Annotated in this window: 16 protein-coding genes; 14 read left to right on the top strand and 2 right to left on the bottom strand. The window is 64.1% G+C overall.

What is annotated here, in order from left to right:
* Positions 1-4 precede the first annotated feature (4 nt).
* The 3 genes from carB to DVS29_RS11930 all read left to right on the top strand — a co-directional run bounded on the left by carB (position 5) and on the right by DVS29_RS11930 (position 4391).
* On the top strand, positions 5-3259 hold the full coding sequence (carB, locus tag DVS29_RS11940; protein WP_118180670.1) for a carbamoyl-phosphate synthase large subunit: 3255 nt from the start codon (positions 5-7) through the stop codon (positions 3257-3259).
* Positions 3260-3404: 145 nt separating this feature from the next.
* Entirely contained in the window at positions 3405-3881 is a 477-nt protein-coding gene (greA, locus tag DVS29_RS11935) for a transcription elongation factor GreA (RefSeq protein ID WP_118180669.1), read from the top strand.
* Positions 3882-3905: 24 nt separating this feature from the next.
* Entirely contained in the window at positions 3906-4391 is a 486-nt protein-coding gene (locus DVS29_RS11930) for a DUF4149 domain-containing protein (RefSeq protein ID WP_118180668.1), read from the top strand.
* A gap of 96 nt (positions 4392-4487) precedes the next feature.
* On the opposite strand, the gene DVS29_RS11925 is transcribed toward DVS29_RS11930, so the two are convergent.
* Positions 4488-5027 (bottom strand): YhbY family RNA-binding protein, encoded by a 540-nt coding sequence (locus tag DVS29_RS11925; RefSeq protein ID WP_118180667.1) that lies wholly within the window; start codon positions 5025-5027, stop codon positions 4488-4490.
* Positions 5028-5227: 200 nt separating this feature from the next.
* Here DVS29_RS11925 and DVS29_RS11920 point away from each other — a divergent pair, with 200 nt between their 5' ends.
* The 11 genes from DVS29_RS11920 to phoR all read left to right on the top strand — a co-directional run bounded on the left by DVS29_RS11920 (position 5228) and on the right by phoR (position 17710).
* Positions 5228-5890 carry an RlmE family RNA methyltransferase gene (locus DVS29_RS11920; RefSeq protein WP_118180666.1) on the top strand — a complete coding sequence of 221 codons (663 nt, stop codon included), beginning with the start codon at positions 5228-5230 and terminating at the stop codon, positions 5888-5890.
* 199 nt (positions 5891-6089) lie between these two features.
* A complete protein-coding gene (ftsH, locus tag DVS29_RS11915) occupies positions 6090-7979 on the top strand; it encodes an ATP-dependent zinc metalloprotease FtsH (protein ID WP_118180665.1) in 1890 nt (629 codons plus the stop codon).
* Between the two features lie 150 nt (positions 7980-8129).
* Positions 8130-9011: a dihydropteroate synthase gene (gene folP / locus DVS29_RS11910; RefSeq protein ID WP_240655555.1), complete on the top strand. Its 882-nt coding sequence runs from the start codon at positions 8130-8132 to the stop codon at positions 9009-9011.
* A gap of 55 nt (positions 9012-9066) precedes the next feature.
* The gene (glmM, locus tag DVS29_RS11905) at positions 9067-10425 is read left to right on the top strand and encodes a phosphoglucosamine mutase (protein ID WP_118180664.1); all 1359 of its coding nucleotides are present in this window, start codon (positions 9067-9069) and stop codon (positions 10423-10425) included.
* Between the two features lie 421 nt (positions 10426-10846).
* Positions 10847-11878 carry a phosphate ABC transporter substrate-binding protein PstS gene (pstS, locus tag DVS29_RS11895; protein ID WP_118180663.1) on the top strand — a complete coding sequence of 344 codons (1032 nt, stop codon included), beginning with the start codon at positions 10847-10849 and terminating at the stop codon, positions 11876-11878.
* 112 nt (positions 11879-11990) lie between these two features.
* Positions 11991-12977 (top strand): phosphate ABC transporter permease PstC, encoded by a 987-nt coding sequence (gene pstC / locus DVS29_RS11890; protein WP_118180791.1) that lies wholly within the window; start codon positions 11991-11993, stop codon positions 12975-12977.
* Positions 12974-13870, top strand: coding sequence for a phosphate ABC transporter permease PstA (pstA, locus tag DVS29_RS11885; RefSeq protein ID WP_118180662.1), 897 nt, complete (start codon positions 12974-12976; stop codon positions 13868-13870). The genes pstC and pstA overlap by 4 nt, the downstream gene beginning before the upstream one ends.
* A 15-nt stretch (positions 13871-13885) precedes the next feature.
* A complete protein-coding gene (gene pstB / locus DVS29_RS11880; RefSeq protein ID WP_118180661.1) occupies positions 13886-14734 on the top strand; it encodes a phosphate ABC transporter ATP-binding protein PstB in 849 nt (282 codons plus the stop codon).
* 76 nt (positions 14735-14810) lie between these two features.
* Positions 14811-15515 carry a phosphate signaling complex protein PhoU gene (gene phoU, locus DVS29_RS11875; protein ID WP_118180660.1) on the top strand — a complete coding sequence of 235 codons (705 nt, stop codon included), beginning with the start codon at positions 14811-14813 and terminating at the stop codon, positions 15513-15515.
* Between the two features lie 22 nt (positions 15516-15537).
* Positions 15538-16239 (top strand): phosphate regulon transcriptional regulator PhoB, encoded by a 702-nt coding sequence (gene phoB / locus DVS29_RS11870; protein WP_006051991.1) that lies wholly within the window; start codon positions 15538-15540, stop codon positions 16237-16239.
* Positions 16240-16396: 157 nt separating this feature from the next.
* Positions 16397-17710, top strand: a complete 1314-nt coding sequence (phoR, locus tag DVS29_RS11865; protein ID WP_118180659.1) for a phosphate regulon sensor histidine kinase PhoR — start codon at positions 16397-16399, stop codon at positions 17708-17710.
* 590 nt (positions 17711-18300) lie between these two features.
* Here phoR and ppk1 read toward each other — a convergent pair.
* A complete protein-coding gene (gene ppk1, locus DVS29_RS11860; RefSeq protein ID WP_118180658.1) occupies positions 18301-20364 on the bottom strand; it encodes a polyphosphate kinase 1 in 2064 nt (687 codons plus the stop codon).
* Between the last annotated feature and the right edge of the window lie 65 nt (positions 20365-20429).

Genomic DNA, 20429 nt, shown 5'->3' with positions numbered 1-20429 from the left:
CGTTATGCCCAAGCGGACAGACATCAAGAGCATCCTCATCATCGGCGCGGGTCCGATCATCATCGGCCAGGCGTGCGAGTTCGACTATTCGGGCGCGCAGGCGTGCAAGGCGCTGCGGGAGGAGGGCTACAAGGTCATTCTCGTCAACAGCAATCCGGCGACGATCATGACCGACCCGAACACGGCCGACGTGACCTACATCGAGCCGATCACGTGGGAAGTGGTGGAGCGCATCATCGCGAAGGAGCGCCCCGACGCGATCCTGCCGACGATGGGTGGCCAGACCGCGCTCAACTGCGCGCTGGATCTCCATCACCACGGCGTGCTCGCGAAGTACAGCGTGGAGCTGATCGGCGCGTCGCCGGAAGCGATCGACAAGGCCGAGGACCGTCAGAAGTTCAAGGACGCGATGACGAAGATCGGCCTCGGTTCGGCCAAGTCGGGCACCGCGCATTCGATGGACGAAGCGCTGAAGGTGCAGAACGAGATCGCGGCGGCGATCGGCACGAGCGGCTACCCGATCGTGATTCGCCCGTCGTTCACGCTCGGCGGTTCGGGCGGCGGCATCGCGTACAACCGTGAGGAATTCGAAGAGATCTGCAAGCGTGGTCTGGATCTGTCGCCTACGCGCGAACTGCTGATCGAAGAGTCGCTGCTCGGCTGGAAAGAGTACGAGATGGAAGTGGTCCGCGACAGGGCGGACAACTGCATCATCGTGTGCTCGATCGAGAACCTCGACCCGATGGGCATCCACACCGGCGACTCGATCACCGTCGCGCCCGCGCAGACGCTCACCGACAAGGAATACCAGATCCTGCGCAACGCGTCGCTCGCGGTGCTGCGCGAGATCGGCGTGGATACGGGCGGCTCGAACGTGCAGTTCTCGATCAACCCGGTCGACGGCCGCATGATCGTGATCGAGATGAACCCGCGCGTGTCGCGTTCGTCCGCGCTCGCATCGAAGGCCACGGGCTTCCCGATCGCGAAGGTCGCGGCGAAGCTGGCGGTCGGCTACACGCTCGATGAACTCAAGAACGAAATCACCGGCGGCCAGACCCCGGCGTCGTTCGAGCCGACGATCGACTACGTCGTCACGAAGATCCCGCGCTTCGCGTTCGAGAAGTTCCGCGAAGCCGATCCGCGCCTGACCACGCAGATGAAGTCGGTCGGCGAAGTGATGGCCATCGGTCGCACGTTCCAGGAGTCGTTCCAGAAGGCGCTGCGCGGCCTCGAAGTCGGCGTCGACGGTCTCGATGAAAAGACCACGAGCCGCGACGAGATCATCCGCGAGATCGGCGAGGCCGGTCCGGATCGCATCTGGTATGTCGGCGACGCGTTCCGCGCGGGCATGACGCAGCAGGAAATCTTCCAGGAAACCTCGATCGATCCGTGGTTCCTCGCGCAGATCGAACAGATCGTGCTGAAGGAAAAGGCGCTGGCTGGCCGCACGCTCGCGAGCCTGACGAAGGACGAGTTGCGCTACCTGAAGCAGAGCGGCTTCTCGGACCGGCGTCTCGCGAAGCTCGTCGGCGCGACGCAGACGGATGTGCGCAAGCGCCGCATCGAGCTGAACGTGCGTCCGGTGTACAAGCGCGTCGACACCTGCGCGGCGGAGTTCGCGACGAAAACCGCGTACATGTACTCGACCTACGAGGACGAGTGCGAAGCGAATCCGACCAGCAACAGGAAGATCATGGTGCTGGGCGGCGGCCCGAACCGGATCGGCCAGGGTATCGAGTTCGACTACTGCTGCGTGCATGCCGCGCTCGCGATGCGCGAGGACGGCTATGAGACGATCATGGTCAACTGCAACCCGGAAACGGTCTCGACCGACTACGACACGTCGGATCGTCTGTACTTCGAACCGCTGACGCTCGAAGACGTGCTCGAGATCGTCGACAAGGAAAAGCCGCTCGGCGTGATCGTGCAGTACGGCGGCCAGACGCCGCTGAAGCTCGCGCTCGATCTCGAAGCGAACGGCGTGCCGATCGTCGGTACGTCGCCGGACATGATCGATGCCGCCGAAGACCGCGAGCGCTTCCAGAAGCTGCTGCAGGACCTGAATCTGCGTCAGCCGCCCAACCGCACCGCGCGCGCCGAAGACGAAGCGCTGAAGCTTGCCGACGAAATCGGCTATCCGCTCGTCGTGCGTCCGTCGTATGTGCTGGGCGGCCGCGCGATGGAAATCGTGCACGAGCCGCGCGATCTCGAACGCTATATGCGCGAGGCCGTGAAGGTGTCGAACGATTCGCCGGTGCTGCTCGACCGCTTCCTGAACGACGCGATCGAATGCGACGTGGACTGCATCTCGGATGGCGACGCGGTGTTCATCGGCGGCGTGATGGAGCACATCGAGCAGGCGGGTGTGCACTCGGGCGATTCGGCGTGCTCGTTGCCGCCGTATTCGCTGTCGAAGGAAACTGTCGCGGAACTCAAGCGTCAGACCGGTGCGATGGCGAAGGCGCTGAACGTGGTCGGCCTGATGAACGTGCAGTTCGCGATTCAGCAGGTACCGCAGGATGACGGCTCGAAGAAGGACGTCATCTACGTGCTCGAAGTGAATCCGCGCGCATCGCGCACGGTGCCGTACGTTTCGAAGGCCACGAGCCTGCCGCTCGCGAAAATCGCGGCGCGCGCAATGGTGGGTCAGAAGCTTGAAGCACAGGGCGTGACGAAGGAAGTCGAACCGCCGTACTTCAGCGTGAAGGAAGCGGTGTTCCCGTTCGTCAAATTCCCGACCGTCGACCCGGTCCTTGGACCGGAAATGCGTTCTACGGGTGAAGTGATGGGCGTCGGCCAGACGTTCGGCGAGGCGCTCTTCAAGTCGCAGCTCGCGGCGGGTTCGCGTCTGCCGGAGTCCGGCACCGTGCTGCTCACGGTGATGGATGCGGACAAGCCGAAGGCCGTGGAAGTCGCGCGCATGCTGCACGAACTCGGCTATCCGATCGTGGCGACGCGCGGCACGGCCGCCGCGATCGAAGCGGCCGGCGTGCCGGTGAAGGTCGTGAACAAGGTGAAGGACGGCCGTCCGCACATCGTCGACATGATCAAGAACGGCGAGATCGCGCTCGTGTTCACGACGGTCGACGAAACCCGCGCGGCCATCGCCGATTCGCGCTCCATCCGCATGAGCGCGCAGGCGAACAAGGTCACGTACTACACGACCATGTCCGGCGCGCGTGCCGCGGTTGAAGGGCTACGCTATCTGCGGAACCTGGAAGTCTATGATTTACAAGGCCTCCATGCTCGCCTAAACTAAGGTTCAGACATCACGTCCGAATCAGTACATGCCGCGGTTAGGCGGCGTCCCACGGAGCAAAGGCCCAACCAGCCCCACGCTTCAGCGGGATGCACTTAACCGCGGTGATTTTTTTTATGGCTGTTTTTTGCCACCAGAGTTGTTTATGAGCACTATTCCATTGACGAAGCGCGGCGCGGATCAGCTCCGCGACGAGCTGCAACGCCTGAAGTCCGTCGAACGCCCCTCCGTGATCAATTCGATCGCGGAAGCCCGCGCGCAAGGCGATCTCTCGGAAAACGCGGAGTACGACGCCGCGAAGGAAAAGCAGGGCTTCATCGAAGGCCGTATTGCCGAAATCGAATCGAAGCTGGCCGCGGCGCAGGTCATCGACCCGGCCGCGCTGGATGCGGATGGCCGCGTCGTGTTTGCCGCCACGGTCGAACTCGAAGACCTCGATTCGGGTGACACGGTCACCTATCAGATTGTCGGCGATGACGAAGCCGATCTCGAACACGGGCTGATCTCGGTCAGCTCGCCGATCTCGCGCGCGCTGATCGGCAAGTCGGAAGGCGACGTCGCCGCGGTGCAGGCACCGGGCGGTGTGCGCGAGTACGAAATCATCTCGGTCCGCTACGTTTAACGCGGAGCGCCTGACGTGTCGCCCATGCCGCATCGTGTGTTCCGGCTGTTGACCGTGGTCTGGGTCGGCAGTCTGCTCACCATCGGGTATATCGTTGCGCCGGTGCTGTTCGCGTCGCTCGACCGCATTTCGGCGGGGGCCACGGCTGCGCAACTGTTCCGTATCGAAGCGATCACGGGCGTGGTGTGCGGCGTGCTGCTGCTCGCGCTCGGCAACGTGCTGGTCCGCCGTGGCGACGACGGTTACAAGCGGCTGCGCTGGCTGATTGCCGGCATGCTGCTGTGCGTGCTGGTCGGCTACTTCGCGCTGGAGCCGTTCATGAACGCGCTGCGGCTCGCCGCGCTGAACGAGGGCACCGACGTCGGCCACTCTGCCTACGCGATGCGCTTCGGCGTGCTGCATGGCGTGTCGAGCCTGTTCTATCTGATCGAGAGTCTGCTGGGCGTGATGCTGGTGTGGAAGCTGCCCACCGGCGTGCGTCAAGTCCTGAGCGCGACAGGCGTTGCCTGAGAGAGTTGCCCGCGAAGACATCCGCTAACGCTGCCTGAAAAGCAGAAGGGCGCCGATGGCGCCCTTCGCGAAAACAGCATGCGGCTGCCCCGAAGCTTACTTCGACGACTGATGCTGGCGCTTCGCGCTGGTTTGACGCTTCTTCGCGCGCTTGACGTTGCCGCCGGCGGTGACGCGTTCGTTGCCGCGTACCACCACTTTTTGCGGCTTCGGACGGCGCATCGGATTCTCGCTCGGCTTGACGACCTTCACGACGCGCGGAGCGGCGCCTTTCTTCGGTGCTTCGGCAGCGGCTTCGCGAACGCTCGGGATCGCCGTGCGCGATTTCGCGCCACGTGCCGACGGTTTGCGCACTTCCTCCACTTCGGGCTTCCAGATCACGAGCAGCTTGCCGATATGCTGGATCGGCGCGGCGTCCAGCCGGTCGCAGATTTCGTCGTAGACGGCGATGCGCTCGTCGCGCTCGTCGCCGAACACGCGGATCTTGATGAGCTGGTGCGCGCTCAGGTGCACTTCGATTTCCTTCAGCACCGCGTCGGTGAGCCCCTCGGCGCCGACGATCACGACGGGTTTGAGCGCATGGGCATCGGCGCGCAGCGCGGCACGTTGGTCGGACTTGATCTGGAGGGCGGGCATGGGGACGGAAAGACTCGACTAAAATAGCGGCGCTGCTTCACGGCCTCACGGCCCGGCCTTGCGGATGCAACAGGCGGACGGCGCGACCGGCGGTGCGCCGGAACAACAGGAATCGCGGCTCGCCTATGGCGTGGCCGCGCGGATCAAACGCGTATTATCCGCTAAAAGAGCGGTATCACGCAGCAAGAGTTCAACGTTTCATGGCAAAAAACCGCTTCAACCAGTCGTGGCTGCACGACCACATCAACGACCCGTACGTCAAGATGGCGCAGCGGGAGGGCTATCGCGCCCGCGCTGCTTACAAGCTGAAGGAAATCGACGAGCAGGACAGGCTGATCCGGCCCGGTCAGGTGATCGTCGATCTCGGCGCCGCGCCCGGCAGCTGGAGCCAGTACGTGCGCAACAAGCTCGCGCAGGGCACGCGCCGCGACGACCAGCGGCAGGGGGGCATCGACGGCACCGTCATCGCGCTCGACCTGCTGCCGATGGAGCCGATCGCCGACGTCCACTTCATCCAGGGCGACTTCCGCGAAGACAGCGTGCTCGCGCAGCTCGAAGAAGTTGTCGGCGAGCGCGAGGTGGACCTTGTAATTTCGGATATGGCGCCCAACCTGTCGGGAGTGGCAGTCGCGGACGCCGCGCGGATCGAACACGTGTGCGATCTCGCGCTGGAATTCTCGCAGAACCACCTGAAGCCGGATGGCGCCCTTCTGGTGAAGTGTTTTCACGGCAGCGGCTACAGCCAGATCGTCGAGAAGTTCAAACAGCAGTTCAAAACGGTTGCGGCCCGCAAACCGAAAGCATCGCGGGACAAATCGTCCGAGACGTTTATTCTGGGGAAAGTCCTCAAACGTCCGAAGTGAAGGAAAGGATTATTGGCGCGCCGTATCTCGCCGTGGACATATGCCCCGCTGGCCGCCTGAAGTGCCCGCTGTTGCGTGATCCGGGGGCTATTCAGCCGGTAGCGAATGATTATGGCAGGGGTCTTCGGACTGGATTAGAATGCTTTAGTGGTGCCGCAAGGTAAATGTAGGCGCCCGTCTATGAGGAAGGAGTGGTGCTTTGAACAACAATATGTTTTCGAAGGCAGCAGTGTGGCTGGTTATCGCACTGGTGCTGTTTACGGTGTTCAAGCAGTTCGACAAGCCCCATGTCCAGGAAGGCGTTTCGTATTCGCAGTTCATGGACGACGCGAAGGCTGGCAAGGTCAAGAGCGTCATCGTTCAGGGGCGGAACCTCACGGTCACTCCAGCGGACGGCCAGAAATACCAGATCGTGTCGCCGGGCGACATCTGGATGGTCGGCGATCTGATGAAGTATGGCGTGCAGGTCAGCGGCAAGGCCGATGAAGAACCGAACGCCCTCGTGTCCGCACTGTACTACCTCGGGCCCACCATCCTGATCATCGTGTTCTGGTTCTACATGATGAGGCAGATGCAGGGGGGCGGCAAAGGCGGGGCATTCTCGTTCGGGAAGTCGCGCGCGCGGCTGATCGACGAAAACAACAACGCAATCAATTTCTCCGACGTCGCGGGCTGCGACGAAGCCAAGGAAGAAGTCTCCGAACTCGTCGACTTCCTGCGCGATCCTCAAAAATTCCAGAAGCTCGGCGGGCGCATTCCGCGTGGCGTGCTGCTCGTCGGCCCTCCGGGTACCGGTAAGACGCTGCTCGCGCGCGCTATCGCCGGTGAAGCGAAAGTGCCGTTCTTCAGCATCTCGGGCTCGGACTTCGTCGAAATGTTCGTCGGCGTCGGCGCGGCCCGTGTGCGCGACATGTTCGAACAGGCGAAGAAGCACGCGCCCTGCATCGTGTTCATCGACGAAATCGACGCGGTCGGGCGCCATCGTGGCGCCGGCATGGGCGGCGGCAACGACGAGCGCGAGCAGACGCTGAACCAGATGCTCGTCGAGATGGACGGCTTCGAAGCGAACTCGGGCGTCATCGTGATCGCGGCCACCAACCGTTCGGATGTGCTCGACAAGGCGCTGCTGCGCCCGGGCCGTTTCGACCGTCAGGTGTACGTCGGTCTGCCGGACATCCGCGGCCGCGAGCACATCATGAAGGTGCACCTGCGCAAGGTGCCGATCGCGAACGACGTCGACGCGGGAGTCATCGCACGCGGCACGCCGGGCTTCTCGGGCGCTGATCTCGCGAACCTCGTGAACGAGGCGGCGCTGTTCGCCGCGCGTCGCGGCAAGCGCATCGTCGAAATGCAGGACTTCGAAGACGCGAAGGACAAGATCTTCATGGGTCCGGAGCGCAAGTCCGCCGTGATCCGCGAAGACGCGAAGCGCGCCACGGCGTATCACGAGTCGGGCCACGCGGTGATCGCGAAGCTGCTGCCGAAGGCCGATCCGGTGCACAAGGTCACGATCATCCCGCGCGGTCGCGCGCTGGGCGTCACGTGGCAGTTGCCGGAGCATGACAACGAGACCTACTCGAAAGATTACCTGCTCGACCGTCTCGCGATCCTGTTCGGCGGCCGTGTCGCGGAAGAACTGTTCCTGAGCCTGATCAGCACTGGCGCTTCGGACGACTTCAACAAGGCCACGTCCACCGCCCGCGCAATGGTCGCGCGCTTCGGCATGACCGACGCGTTGGGACCGATGGTCTATGTCGACGACGAGAACGATCAGTCGCCGTTCGGCCGCGGCTTCACGCGCTCGATTTCGGAAGCGACGCAGCAGAAGGTCGACGCGGAAATCCGCCGCGTGCTGGACGAGCAATACCAGCTCGCTCGCCGTCTGCTGGACGAAAATCGCGACAAGGTCGAAGCGATGACCGCCGCGCTGATGGAGTGGGAAACGATCGACGCCGATCAGATCAACGACATCATGGCGGGCCGTCCGCCGCGCTCGCCGAAGAGTGCGCCGCCGCCGGCCGGCGATGCGCCTTCGGGCGGCAGCAGTGCCGGCAACGAAGTGAAGCCGGGTGCGACGCAACCGGCGTAATCGGATGACGCGTTAAACTACGGGCCGGTGTGGATTCGCACCGGCCCGTTTGTCATTCAGCGCGTCGCTTCAGTGCTTTCCAATACACGCCAGACCGGCGCACACCGCGGCACGCGAACCCGAGCGTACGCCCCAGCATCCAATCACTCCGTGAACATCAACTCCCCTTCGATTTCAACGCCGTTGCAGTGCGGCCGCTTCCTGCTGACGTTCGAGCGTCCATTGGTGATGGGTATCCTGAACGTCACGCCCGATTCGTTCTCGGACGGCGGCAGCTACATCGATCGCGGCGAAGCGTTGCGGCAGGCCGAGCGGATGATGGTCGACGGCGCGGATCTGATCGACATCGGTGGCGAGTCGACGCGTCCTGGTGCGCCGCCCGTTCCGCTCGACGAAGAGCTGGAGCGCGTGTTGCCGCTGATCGAAGCGCTGCGCGGCGCCAATGTGCCGCTGTCGGTCGACACGTACAAACCCGCGGTGATGCGTCGTGCGCTCGACGCCGGCGCGGACATGATCAACGACATCTGGGGCTTCCGCATGCCCGGAGCGATCGACGCCGTACGAGACAGCGCATGCGGCCTGTGCGCGATGCACATGCTCGGCGAGCCGCAGACGATGCAGGTGGGCGAGCCACGCTATGACGACGTCGTCGCGGAAGTGCGCGCGTTTCTCGACGAGCGCGTGAGCGCGCTGACGCAGGCCGGCATCGTGCGCAACCGCATCAGCGTCGATCCGGGCTTTGGCTTCGGCAAGAGCGTCGTCGAACACAACTACACTTTGCTCGCGCATCTGCCGGACACCGCGCCGCGCGTCGACGGCGAACCGCTGCCGGTTCTCGCGGGCATGTCGCGCAAATCGATGCTGGGCGCCGTCACTGGCCGCGCCGCGTCGGAACGCGTCGCCGCAAGCGTTGCCGCAGCCGTGTGTGCGGCGGAGCGCGGGGCTGCTATCGTGAGAGTGCACGACGTCGCGCAAACGGTCGATGCACTGAAGGTCTGGTCGGCGATGCGCGACGCATCGCGCGGCCGCTGACACCGCAACGAACACTCACAGCCGGCATTCAAGTTCTTCATGGAGATCGTCAACGATGGGGCGTCGCTATTTCGGTACCGATGGGGTTCGCGGCAAGGTGGGCGAGAGCCCGATCACGCCGGATTTCGTGCTGCGGCTCGGCTATGCCGCGGGCAAGGTGCTGGCCGGCACCGATGGCTGGGCGTCGAGCAACGCGCGGCCGACCGTGCTGATCGGCAAGGACACGCGCGTGTCGGGCTACATGCTCGAAGCCGCGCTGGAGTCGGGCTTTTCGGCGGCGGGCGTCGACGTGATGCTCGCCGGCCCGATGCCGACACCCGGCGTCGCGTATCTGACGCGCGCGCTGCGGCTCGCCGCGGGCGTCGTGATCAGCGCGTCGCACAACCCGTACTACGACAACGGCATCAAGTTCTTCTCGGCCGACGGCAACAAGCTGCCCGATGAAGTCGAGATGAAAATCGAGGCGCATCTGGAGCGTCCGCTCGACTGCGCGCCGTCCGAGCAGCTCGGCAAGGCGAAGCGCCTCGATGACGCAGCGGGCCGCTACATCGAGTTCTGCAAGAGCACGTTCCCGCAGGCGTTCGATCTGCGCGGCATGAAGCTCGTCGTCGACTGCGCGCATGGCGCCGCGTACGACGTCGCGCCGCACGTGTTCCACGAGCTGGGCGCCGATGTGATCACGATCGGCGTCGCGCCGAACGGCTTCAACATCAACGATGGTGTCGGCGCGACCGCGCCCGACGCGCTGGTGCGCGCGGTGCGGGCCAATCACGCGCACCTCGGCATCGCGCTGGATGGCGACGCGGACCGCCTGCAGGTGGTCGACGCCGCCGGGCGCCTCTACAACGGCGACGAACTGCTGTACGTGCTGGTGCAGGACCGCATCCTGACCGACGGCAAGGTGGAAGGCGCGGTCGGCACGTTGATGACGAACATGGCGGTCGAAGTCGCGCTGCAGCGGCTCGGCGTCAAGTTCGTGCGCGCGGCAGTCGGCGACCGCTACGTGCTCGAGCAGTTGCGCGAACATAACTGGCAGCTCGGCGCGGAAGGTTCGGGCCACATCCTGTCGCTCGACCGGCACTCCACAGGCGACGGCATCGTGTCCGCGCTGCTCGTGCTCGCCGCGATGAAGCGCAGCGGCAAGGCGCTTGCGCAGTTGCTGGACGGCGTGACGCTGTTCCCGCAGAAGCTGATCAACGTCCGCATGAAGCCGGACGCCGACTGGAAAAGCAGCGACGCGATCCGCACCGCGATCCGCCACGCCGAGGAGACGCTCGGCAACACCGGCCGGGTGCTGATCCGCGCATCGGGCACGGAGCCCGTGCTGCGCGTGATGGTCGAGGCTGCGCGCGAGCAGGATGCGCTGCAGCACGCCGAGACGATCGCCGAGACGGTCCGGCAGGCGACTGCCTGACGAGCAACAGGGAGCACCGGCAGGGCCAGCCGCGCCGCGTGGCTGCGCCCTGCCGCCGGCCGGACTATCCTTCAACCGATCGTCCGGCATCGCCACGTTCACCACCCGCTGCGGCACCAGAGACAAATCGTCGCACCCCAACGACGCCCGGTGACCCCGTTCCGCTGACAAACGAGGGCGCCGCAAACGTTGCCGATACCCCGCGTCACGATCTACGCATTTCGCATTCTTCAGCTTTTTCGCCGATCGCCGCTGCAACTGCGCCGAAACCGGTGCCAAAGCGGCCTTGCGGCAACGCTGCACCGGCTTTCATCGCGTAATGCAATTGACACATGACGTTCATCGTAAGTCACATTACTGTCACATGGAGACCCTAAGCTTCGCGGTGTTCGCTTCATCCGCTCACACCACTGGAGGTCCCATGAAATTGATGCAAACCGTGTTCGCTGGCGTGGCTGGCGCGCTCTTCGCGATCGCCGCACAAGCCGCTGACGTCACCGGCGCGGGCAGCACCTTCGCAGCTCCGATCTACACGAAGTGGGCCGACGCCTACCAGAAGACGGGCGGTGGCAAGATCAACTATCAAGGCATCGGTTCGTCGGGCGGCATCAAGCAGATCGTCGCGAAGACGGTCGATTTCGCCGGTTCGGACGCTCCGCTGAAGGACGACGAGCTCGCGAAGGACGGCCTGTTCCAGTTCCCGACGGTGGTGGGCGGCGTGGTGCCGGCGATCAACGTGCCGGGCGTGCAGGCTGGCCAGCTGGTGCTGTCGGGTCAAGTGCTCGGCGACATCTACCTGGGCAAGATCAAGAAGTGGAACGACCCGGCGATCGTCGCGCTGAACCCGAAGATCAAGCTGCCGGATCTGGACATCGCCGTGGTGCGCCGTGCTGACGGTTCGGGCACCAGCTTCATCTGGACCGACTACCTGTCGAAGGTCAACGCCGACTGGAAGGCGAAGGTTGGCGAAGGCACGACGGTTGCATGGCCGACGGGCACGGGCGGCAAGGGTAACGACGGCGTCGCGGCATTCGTGCAGCGCCTGCCGGGTTCGATCGGCTACGTCGAGTGGGCGTACGCGAAGCAGAACCACATGGTCTACACGTCGATGAAGAATGCGTCGGGCGCGGTCGTCGAGCCGAAGACGGAAACCTTCAAGGCCGCCGCTGCGGGCGCAGACTGGAGCAAGACGTTCTACCAGATCCTGACGAACGAGCCGGGCAAGGATGCATGGCCGGTCGTCGGCGCGACGTTCGTGCTCGTGCACACGACGCAGGACAAGCCGGCGCAGGGCGAAGAAACGCTGAAGTTCTTCGACTGGGCGTTCAAGAACGGCGGCCAGGCTGCCAGCGACCTCGACTACATCTCGCTGCCGGATTCGGTCGTGTCGGAAATCAAGACGCAATGGAAGTCGAAGGTGAAGGACGCGTCGGGCAAGCCGCTCGCCGAGTAAGCTTCTCGCGACACCCGTAGTCGAAAGAGCCGCCCGGTCTCGCCAAGAGGCCGGGCGGTTTGCGGCATCCGGCGGCATGACATGTGTCATGCGCCAACTGGAACAGATCACCATGTCCGACATTTCAGTCGTGTCGAACCCGTCCGGCAGCGCGGCGCAGCAGAAAGCGCCCAGTCGCGCCGGCGACATCATTTTCGGCGGTCTCACGCGCTTCTCGGCGGTCATCACGCTGCTGCTGCTCGGCGGCATCATCGTGTCGCTGGTCGTCGCGTCGATGCCGTCCATCAAGCAGTTCGGATTCGCCTTCCTGTGGACCGCGGACTGGGATCCACCGTCGAAGCAGTTCGGCGCGCTGGTGCCGATCTACGGCACGATCGCGACGTCGCTCATCGCGCTCATCATCGCGGTGCCGGTCAGCTTCGGCATCGCACTCTTCCTCACCGAACTCTCGCCTGCCTGGCTGCGCCGGCCGCTCGGCATCGCGATCGAGCTGCTCGCCGCGATCCCTTCGATCGTGTACGGCATGTGGGGCCTGCTCGTGTTCGCGCCGATCTTCGCGCAGTGGTTCGAGAAGCCGCTCGGCGCGGTGCTCGGCGGCATTCCGTTCGTGGGCGCGCTGTTCCAGGGCGCGCCGATCGGCATCGGCATCCTGTGCGCGGGCGTGATTCTCGCGATCATGATCATCCCGTACATCGCTTCGGTGATGCGCGACGTGTTCGAAGTCACGCCGGTGCTGCTGAAGGAATCGGCGTACGGCATCGGCTGCACGACGTGGGAAGTGATGTGGCGCATCGTGCTGCCCTTCACGAAGACCGGCGTGATCGGCGGCATCATGCTGGGTCTCGGCCGCGCGCTCGGCGAAACGATGGCGGTGACTTTCGTGATCGGCAACACGAACCTGCTCGACAACGTGTCGCTGTTCTCGCCGGGTAACAGCATCACGTCGGCGCTGGCGAACGAATTCGCCGAGGCCGATCCGGGGCTGCACGTGTCCGCGCTGATGGAGCTCGGCCTGATTCTCTTCGTGATTACCTTCATCGTGCTCGCGATCTCCAAGATCATGCTGCTGCGTCTCGAGAAAGGGGAGGGCGCGAAATGAGCACGCCTCGCCTGAACATTCCCGGCGGCGTCACGGGCGCCGCATTCGAATCGACCCGCGACAAGCTGCAAAGCCGCCGCCGCGTAACCAACGCGATCGCGCTGACGATGTCGCTGCTCGCGATGGCCTTCGGCCTGCTGTGGCTGGTCTGGATCCTGTACACGACGCTGCGTCTCGGCGTGGGTGGTCTGTCGGTCGAGCTCTTCACGCAGTCGACCCCGCCGCCGAACACCGACGGCGGCGGTCTCGCGAACGCGATCGTCGGCAGCCTGCTGATGGTCGTGGTGGCGACGCTGATCGGCACACCGATCGGCATTCTCGCGGGCGTGTATCTCGCCGAGTACGGCCAGAAGCGCTGGCTCGCGAGCATCACGCGCTTCATCAACGACATCCTGCTGTCCGCGCCGTCGATCGTCGTCGGTCTGTTCGTGTATGCGATCGTCGTCGCGAACACGGGGCACTTCAGCGGCTGGTCCGGTGTCGTGTCGCTCGCGCTGCTGCAGATCCCGATCGTCATCCGCACGACCGAGAACATGCTGAAGCTCGTGCCGAACGCGCTGCGCGAAGCGGCATTCGCGCTCGGCACGCCGAAGTGGAAGATGGTGCTGTCGATCACGCTGAAGGCATCGATCCCGGGCATCACCACGGGCGTGCTGCTCGCGGTCGCGCGGATCGCCGGCGAAACGGCGCCGCTGCTCTTCACGGCGCTGTCGAACCAGTTCTTCTCGCTCAACATGAACCAGCCGCTCGCGAACCTGCCCGTCACGATCTACAAGTTCGCGATGAGCCCGTTTGCGCAATGGCAGTCGCTGGCGTGGGCCGGCGTGTTCCTGATCACGCTCGGCGTGCTGGGATTGAACATCCTCGCGCGTTCGATCTTTTCGAAAAAGTAAGGGCGGAGTGTCCCGATGAATATGGCAGAAAGTCACCTCAGCACCGCCAGCCGCGCTCCGGCGCCGGCAGGCTCCGGTCCCGCCCAGGGCAACAACGGCGGGCCCGCCGCGCAGCCGAAGATCCACGTGAAGGATCTGAACTTCTTCTACGGCAAGTACCACGCGCTGAAGAACATCAACCTGCAGATTCCCGAAGGCAAGGTGACCGCGTTCATCGGCCCGTCGGGCTGCGGCAAGTCCACGCTGCTGCGCACCTTCAACAAGATGTACGCGCTGTATCCGGAGCAGCGCGCCGAAGGCGAGATCGTGATGGACGGCGAGAACCTGCTCACGTCGAAGCGCGACATCTCGCTGCTGCGCGCGCGCATCGGCATGGTGTTCCAGAAGCCGACCCCGTTCCCGATGTCGATCTACGACAACATCGCGTTCGGCGTGAAGATGTTCGAGTCGCTGTCGCGCTCGGAGATGGACGACCGCGTCGAGTGGGCGCTCACGAAGGCCGCGTTGTGGAACGAAGTGAAGGACAAGCTGGCGCAGAGCGGCTATGGTCTGTCCGGCGGCCAGCAGCAGCGTCTGTGTATCGCGCGCGGCATCGCGATCCGTCCGGAAGTGCTGCTCCTCGACGAACCGTGCTCGGCGCTCGATCCGATTTCGACGGGCCGCATCGAAGAGCTGATCGCCGAGCTGAAGAGCGATTACACGGTGGTGATCGTCACGCACAACATGCAACAGGCCGCGCGTTGCTCGGACTACACTGCGTACATGTATCTCGGCGAACTGATCGAGTTCGGCGATACGGAAAAGATCTTCATCAAGCCGGTCCGCAAGGAAACGGAAGACTACATCACCGGCCGCTTCGGCTGAGCGCCAGTCCGGCACGCCGTGTTCGCGACGCTTTGATTGCGCGACGCGGCGCCCGGAAGATTCCAGGGAGTACGACATGTCCGACAAACACCTCTCCAGCCAGTTCGATGCCGATCTGAATCTGGTTTCGTCGAAAGTGCTCGAAATGGGCGGCCTCGTCGAATCGCAGATCGTGAACGCGATGCAGGCGCTGAACGAGTTCGACGGCGCGATCGCCGACCAGGTGATCGCCACCGAAGACCGTCTGAACTCGATGGAAGTCGAGATCGACGAAGAGTGCAGCAACATCATCGCGCGCCGCCAGCCGGCCGCGCGCGATCTGCGCCTGCTGATCGCGATCTCGAAGACGATCACGAACCTGGAGCGCGCCGGCGACGAAGCCGAGAAGATCGCGAAGCGCACGAAGCGCCTGATGGAAGAAGGCTCGTCGCGCACCATCAACATCGCCGAGATCAAGCTGTCCGGCGAGATGGCGGTGTCGATCCTGCGCCGCGCGCTCGACGCATTCGCGCGTCTCGATACGGTGGCGGCCGCGCAGATCGTGCGCGACGACAAGGCGATCGACGAGGAATTCCGCGCGTTCGTGCGCAAGCTCGTGTCGTACATGACGGAAGATCCGCGCTCGATCTCCGCGGGCCTCGACTTCCTGTTCATCGCGAAGGCGATCGAGCGGATCGGCGACCACGCGAAGAACATCGCGGAGTTCATCATCTACATCGTGAAGGGCACCGACGTGCGGCACAAGTCGCGCGACGCGCTCGAACGCGAAGCACTCAGCTAACCTGTCGACTCAAGAGGCGCCGATGCCCAGTAGCATTCTCGTCATCGAAGACGAACCCGCCATCTCCGAGCTGATCTCGGTCAACCTGCAGCACGCCGGTCACTGCCCGATCCGCGCGTACAACGCGGAGCAGGCGCAGAACCTGATCAGCGACGTGCTGCCTGACCTCGTACTGCTCGACTGGATGCTGCCGGGCAAGTCGGGTATCGCATTCGCGCGGGATCTGCGCAACAACGAGCGCACCAAGCACATCCCGATCATCATGCTCACCGCCCGTGGCGACGAGCAGGACAAGGTGCTCGGCCTCGAGATCGGCGCGGACGACTACGTGACGAAGCCGTTCTCACCGAAGGAGCTGATGGCGCGTATCAAGGCCGTGCTGCGCCGCCGCGCGCCGCAGCTGACCGAAGACGTGGTCGCGATCAACGGCCTCAAGCTCGACCCGGCCACGCACCGGGTCGCGGCCCACGCGGAAGGCAGCGAGATCAAGCTCGATCTCGGTCCGACCGAATTCCGCCTGCTGCACTTCTTCATGACCCATCCGGAGCGCGTGCACAGCCGCACGCAACTGCTCGACCAGGTGTGGGGCGACCACGTGTTCGTCGAAGAACGCACGGTCGACGTGCACATCAAGCGTCTGCGCGCCGCGCTCAAACCCGCCGGATGCGATGCTATGATCGAAACGGTCCGCGGCAGCGGCTATCGGCTCGCGAAGAGCGCCTGACGTCAGCGAACATGCGGCATGCCTGTCGTCAGGCTGCCGTCATCCGATCGCGCCTGCGCGATCCGCTTTGCCGCCCGGTGTGCGCGATGCGCCGTTGGCCCGACGTTCGGCCTTCGGTGTGGTGCATGGTGCGTAATTCACTTCTTCATCCTGGAACATGAACGTCATCTGGGCGCGCGCGATCGTATCGATTGTGCTGCTCGCCATCCTGTGCGCGGCGGTAGGCGCTTTCCTCGGGCTGAAGGTCGCGCTGGGGCTTGCCGTCGTGCTGCTGATCGTGCAGAGCTTCTTCGGCACGTTTCACAAGCAGCGGCTGTGGCGCCTGCTCGATGCGCCCGTCTACGGCGAAGTGCCGAGCGCGCCCGGCATCTGGGGCGAAATCTATTACCGCCTGCACAAGCTCGCGAAGCGCTGGCACGCACAGGTGCGCCAGGTCGAGCAGCAGCATTCGCGGTTCATCCAGGCGATCCAGGCGTCGCCGAACGGCGTCGCGATGCTCGACGATCACGACCAGATCGAATGGTGCAACGCGATCTCGGAAGTGCACTTCGGGCTCGACGCGAAGCGCGACCTGCGCCAGCACATCACCCATCTCGTCCGTCAGCCGGATTTCGTCCGCTACCTGAACTCGCACAACTACGAGCAGATGCTGATCATGCGCGGGATGGGCGTGAAGCGGCAGAACGTGCTGTCCGTGCAGGTGTTTCCGTACGGCGAGAACCGCAAGCTCGTGCTGTCGCAGGACATCACCGAACTCGAACGCACCGATGCGATGCGGCGGGACTTCGTCGCGAACGTGTCGCATGAACTGAAGACACCGCTCACCGTGCTGTCGGGATTTCTCGAGACGATGCGCGAGCTGCCGCTCGACGAGAGCGAGCGGCACCGCTACCTCGAGCTGATGTCGCAGCAGGCGACGCGGATGCAGCACATCGTGAGCGATCTGCTGGTGCTCGCGACGCTCGAAGGCGATAACCGGCCGCCGAGCGATCGTCTGATCGACATGCGCTCGGTGCTCGCCCATCTGCAGGAGGACGCGGACAACCTGTCGAGCGGCCGCCACACGATCACCTTCGACTCCGACGAACGTGTGACCGTGACGGGCGCCGAAACCGAGATCCTGAGCGCGCTCGGCAATCTCGTCACCAACGCGATCCGCTACACGCCGGACGGTGGCAGCATTCACGTGAGCTGGCACGACGTGAACGGACAGGCCACGTTCTCGGTCAAGGACAGCGGACTCGGCATTCCGGCCGCGGACATTCCCCGTCTGACCGAGCGCTTCTACCGGGTGGACCGCAGCCGTTCGCGTGACACCGGCGGCACGGGCCTCGGCCTCGCGATCGTCAAGCACGTGCTGCAACGGCACGATGCGCAGCTCGACGTGAAGAGCGAAGAAGGGCGCGGCAGCACGTTCACCGTGCGTTTTTCCGCGGCGCGCACTGCGCGGCGGCAGGCGGCGCCGGCCTGAGGCGGTCCGTTGCCTGTCTGCGGCCGCCGCCGTTTCTCTCGATGCGCGACCTCAGCGACCGTAGCGGTCGTTGAATCCCTCGCCGTTCCGGTCCACCATTCGCGCCATGACATGTGGTGCAGAACGATGTGCTTCGTGCCTGGAAGCAACTGTCCCGCCCATTGCTTCGATGCCGCGTAGCCGCTCTGAATCCGCATACTCGCCGGATCAGCCACATTCCCTTTGGTCATCACGCAAAACAGAGATCCGTGAGTGATGAACGTGGTGGTGTGCGTGAGCTCGTTGAAAGTCTGGTTGAACGCTCCGAAATTCATGTTTCGACACCGTGTCTGTCAATGCCGGGGAGTTGCCGCACGAATCAACGTCGGCAGGCGAGTGCACGCAATATAGCGACGCGCTGGTTGCCTGCACAGGCATGACGCAGGGCGGCCGGTCTGTCTTTCCGTGGCTGTTTTCTCAATCTTTGATCATCGGCTACGCACGATTGCGCCGTTTCCGCATGTGCTCTCGGAGCGATGGGGGCTCGATTTGAGCCGCGGATGCGGTGGGTGCGGATGAGCTTGCCGCTCCCGAGCGGCAAGCTTATCGCCTCAAGAACAGAACTTCGCCAGCAGACTCATCTGCGCATTGCGCGACGCCTTGCCGGGCCGCCGCCGCCGGTAGTGGCCGTCGCTTTGCATCAGCCACGCGTTCTGGTTGTCGCCGAGGAATGCCGACAGCCCCTCGGCGATCACCCGCCGCTTCAAACGCCGGTTCAGGATCGGGAACGCAACTTCGACTCGGCGGAAGAAGTTGCGGTCCATCCAGTCCGCGCTGGAGAGGAACACGTTCTCGTAGCCGTCCGCGTAGAAGTAGTAGATGCGATGGTGTTCGAGAAAGCGCCCGACGATCGAGCGCACGGTGATGTTCTCGGAGAGGCCCGGCACGCCCGGTTGCAGCGAACACACGCCACGGATGATCAGATCGATCTTCACGCCCGCCTGCGACGCTTCGTACAGCTCAGCGATCACCGTTGGTTCGAGCAGCGCATTCATCTTTGCGACGATGCGCGCTTTTTTGCCCGCGCGCGCGTTGTCCGCTTCGGCGCGAATCGCGTCGACGAGACGCGGGTGCAGCGTGAACGGCGACTGCCACAGGTCGTTCAATGCGATCTCGCCGCCGATGCCCGTCAACTGCTGGAACACGTGGTGCACGTCTTCGCAGATCTTCGGCTCGGACGTCATCAGGCCGAAGTCGGTGTAAAGGCGCGCGGTGCGCGGGTGATAGTTGCCGGTGCCAAGGTGCACGTAGCGCTTCAGCATCGCACGGCCGTCCTGCAGCACACGCCGCACGATCAGCATCATCTTCGCGTGGCACTTGTGGCCGACCACGCCGTACACCACGTGCGCACCTACGGCTTCGAGCTGCGATGCCCAGTTGATGTTGGTTTCCTCGTCGAAGCGCGCGAGCAGTTCGACGACGACCGTCACTTCCTTGCCGTTGCGCGCGGCCTGCATCAGCGCGTCCATCAGTGGCGAATCGGTGCCGGTGCGGTAGATGGTCTGCTTGATCGCGACCACGCTCGGATCTTTCGCGGCCTGCAGCAGCAGTTCCAGCACTGGCTGGAAGCTCTCGTACGGATGATGCAACAGCACGTCGCCCTGATCGATCGCATCGAAAAGGCTCGATGCGTTGGCGATCTGTGGCGGAATGGACGGAATATGTGGCACGAACTTCAGGTCCGGCCTGTCCACCATTTCCGGCAACTGCATCAGCCGCACCAGGTTCACGGGACCATCGACGTAATAGCAGTCCTTCTCCGACAGCCCGCTTTCGTCGAGCAGACGCTTGACGACATGCGCCGGCGTATCGGCATACGCCTCGAGGCGCACCGCGTTGCCGAGATGGCGCGCGGGCAGTTCGCCCTGCAGCGCGACACGCAGGTTCGTGATTTCGTCTTCGTCGACGAACAGTTCGCTGTTGCGGGTGATGCGGAACTGGTTGCAGCTGCGCACCACGAGGTTCGGGAACAGCTCGTACACGAAGTGCTCGAGCAGCGAGCTCAGCAGCACGAAGCCATGCTGATAGCCCGACAGCTCCTGCGGCATCCGCACGAGCCGCGGCAACGCGCGCGGCGCCTGCACGATGCCCATCAGCGCCTGGCGTCCGAACGCGTCCTTGCCTTCCAGTTCGACGACGAAGTTCAGGCTCTTGTTCAGCACGCGCGGGAACGGGTGCGCGGGGTCGAGACCGATCGGCGTCAGAACCGGCAGCAGTTCGTCGAAGAAGTACTGACGCGCCCACTCGGTCTGCGCGTCGTTCCACGTATCGGTGCCGTGGAAATAGATGCCTTCCTGTTCCAGCGCGGGGAAGACCGTCTCGTGCAGCATGCGGTACTGGCGGTTCACGAGCTTCTGCGCGCGCTCGACGACGAGGTCGTACACGTGCTGCAGCGACATGCCGTCCGGTGACAGTGCGCCGGGATTGTCGCGCATCTGCTCCTGCAGGCCCGCCATGCGGACCTCGAAGAATTCGTCGAGATTGCTGCTGGTGATGCAGATGAAGCGCAGGCGTTCGAGCAGCGGCACAGCGGGATCGGCGGCTTGCGCGAGCACGCGCTCGTTGAAACCCAGGATGCCCAGTTCGCGGTTCAGCAGGGGATGGCGGATGGACATCGGCAGCGAGAATGACAGGTCGGAGGAAGACTCGAAAGGACGCTCGGAAATTCTCACAGTATGAT

It is taken from the genome of Paraburkholderia phosphatilytica (genome assembly GCF_003443895.1).
GTDB classification, from domain to species: domain Bacteria; phylum Pseudomonadota; class Gammaproteobacteria; order Burkholderiales; family Burkholderiaceae; genus Paraburkholderia; species Paraburkholderia phosphatilytica.
Note: the sequence above shows the minus strand (reverse complement) of the source record. Positions and strands in the feature narration are given on the sequence as shown.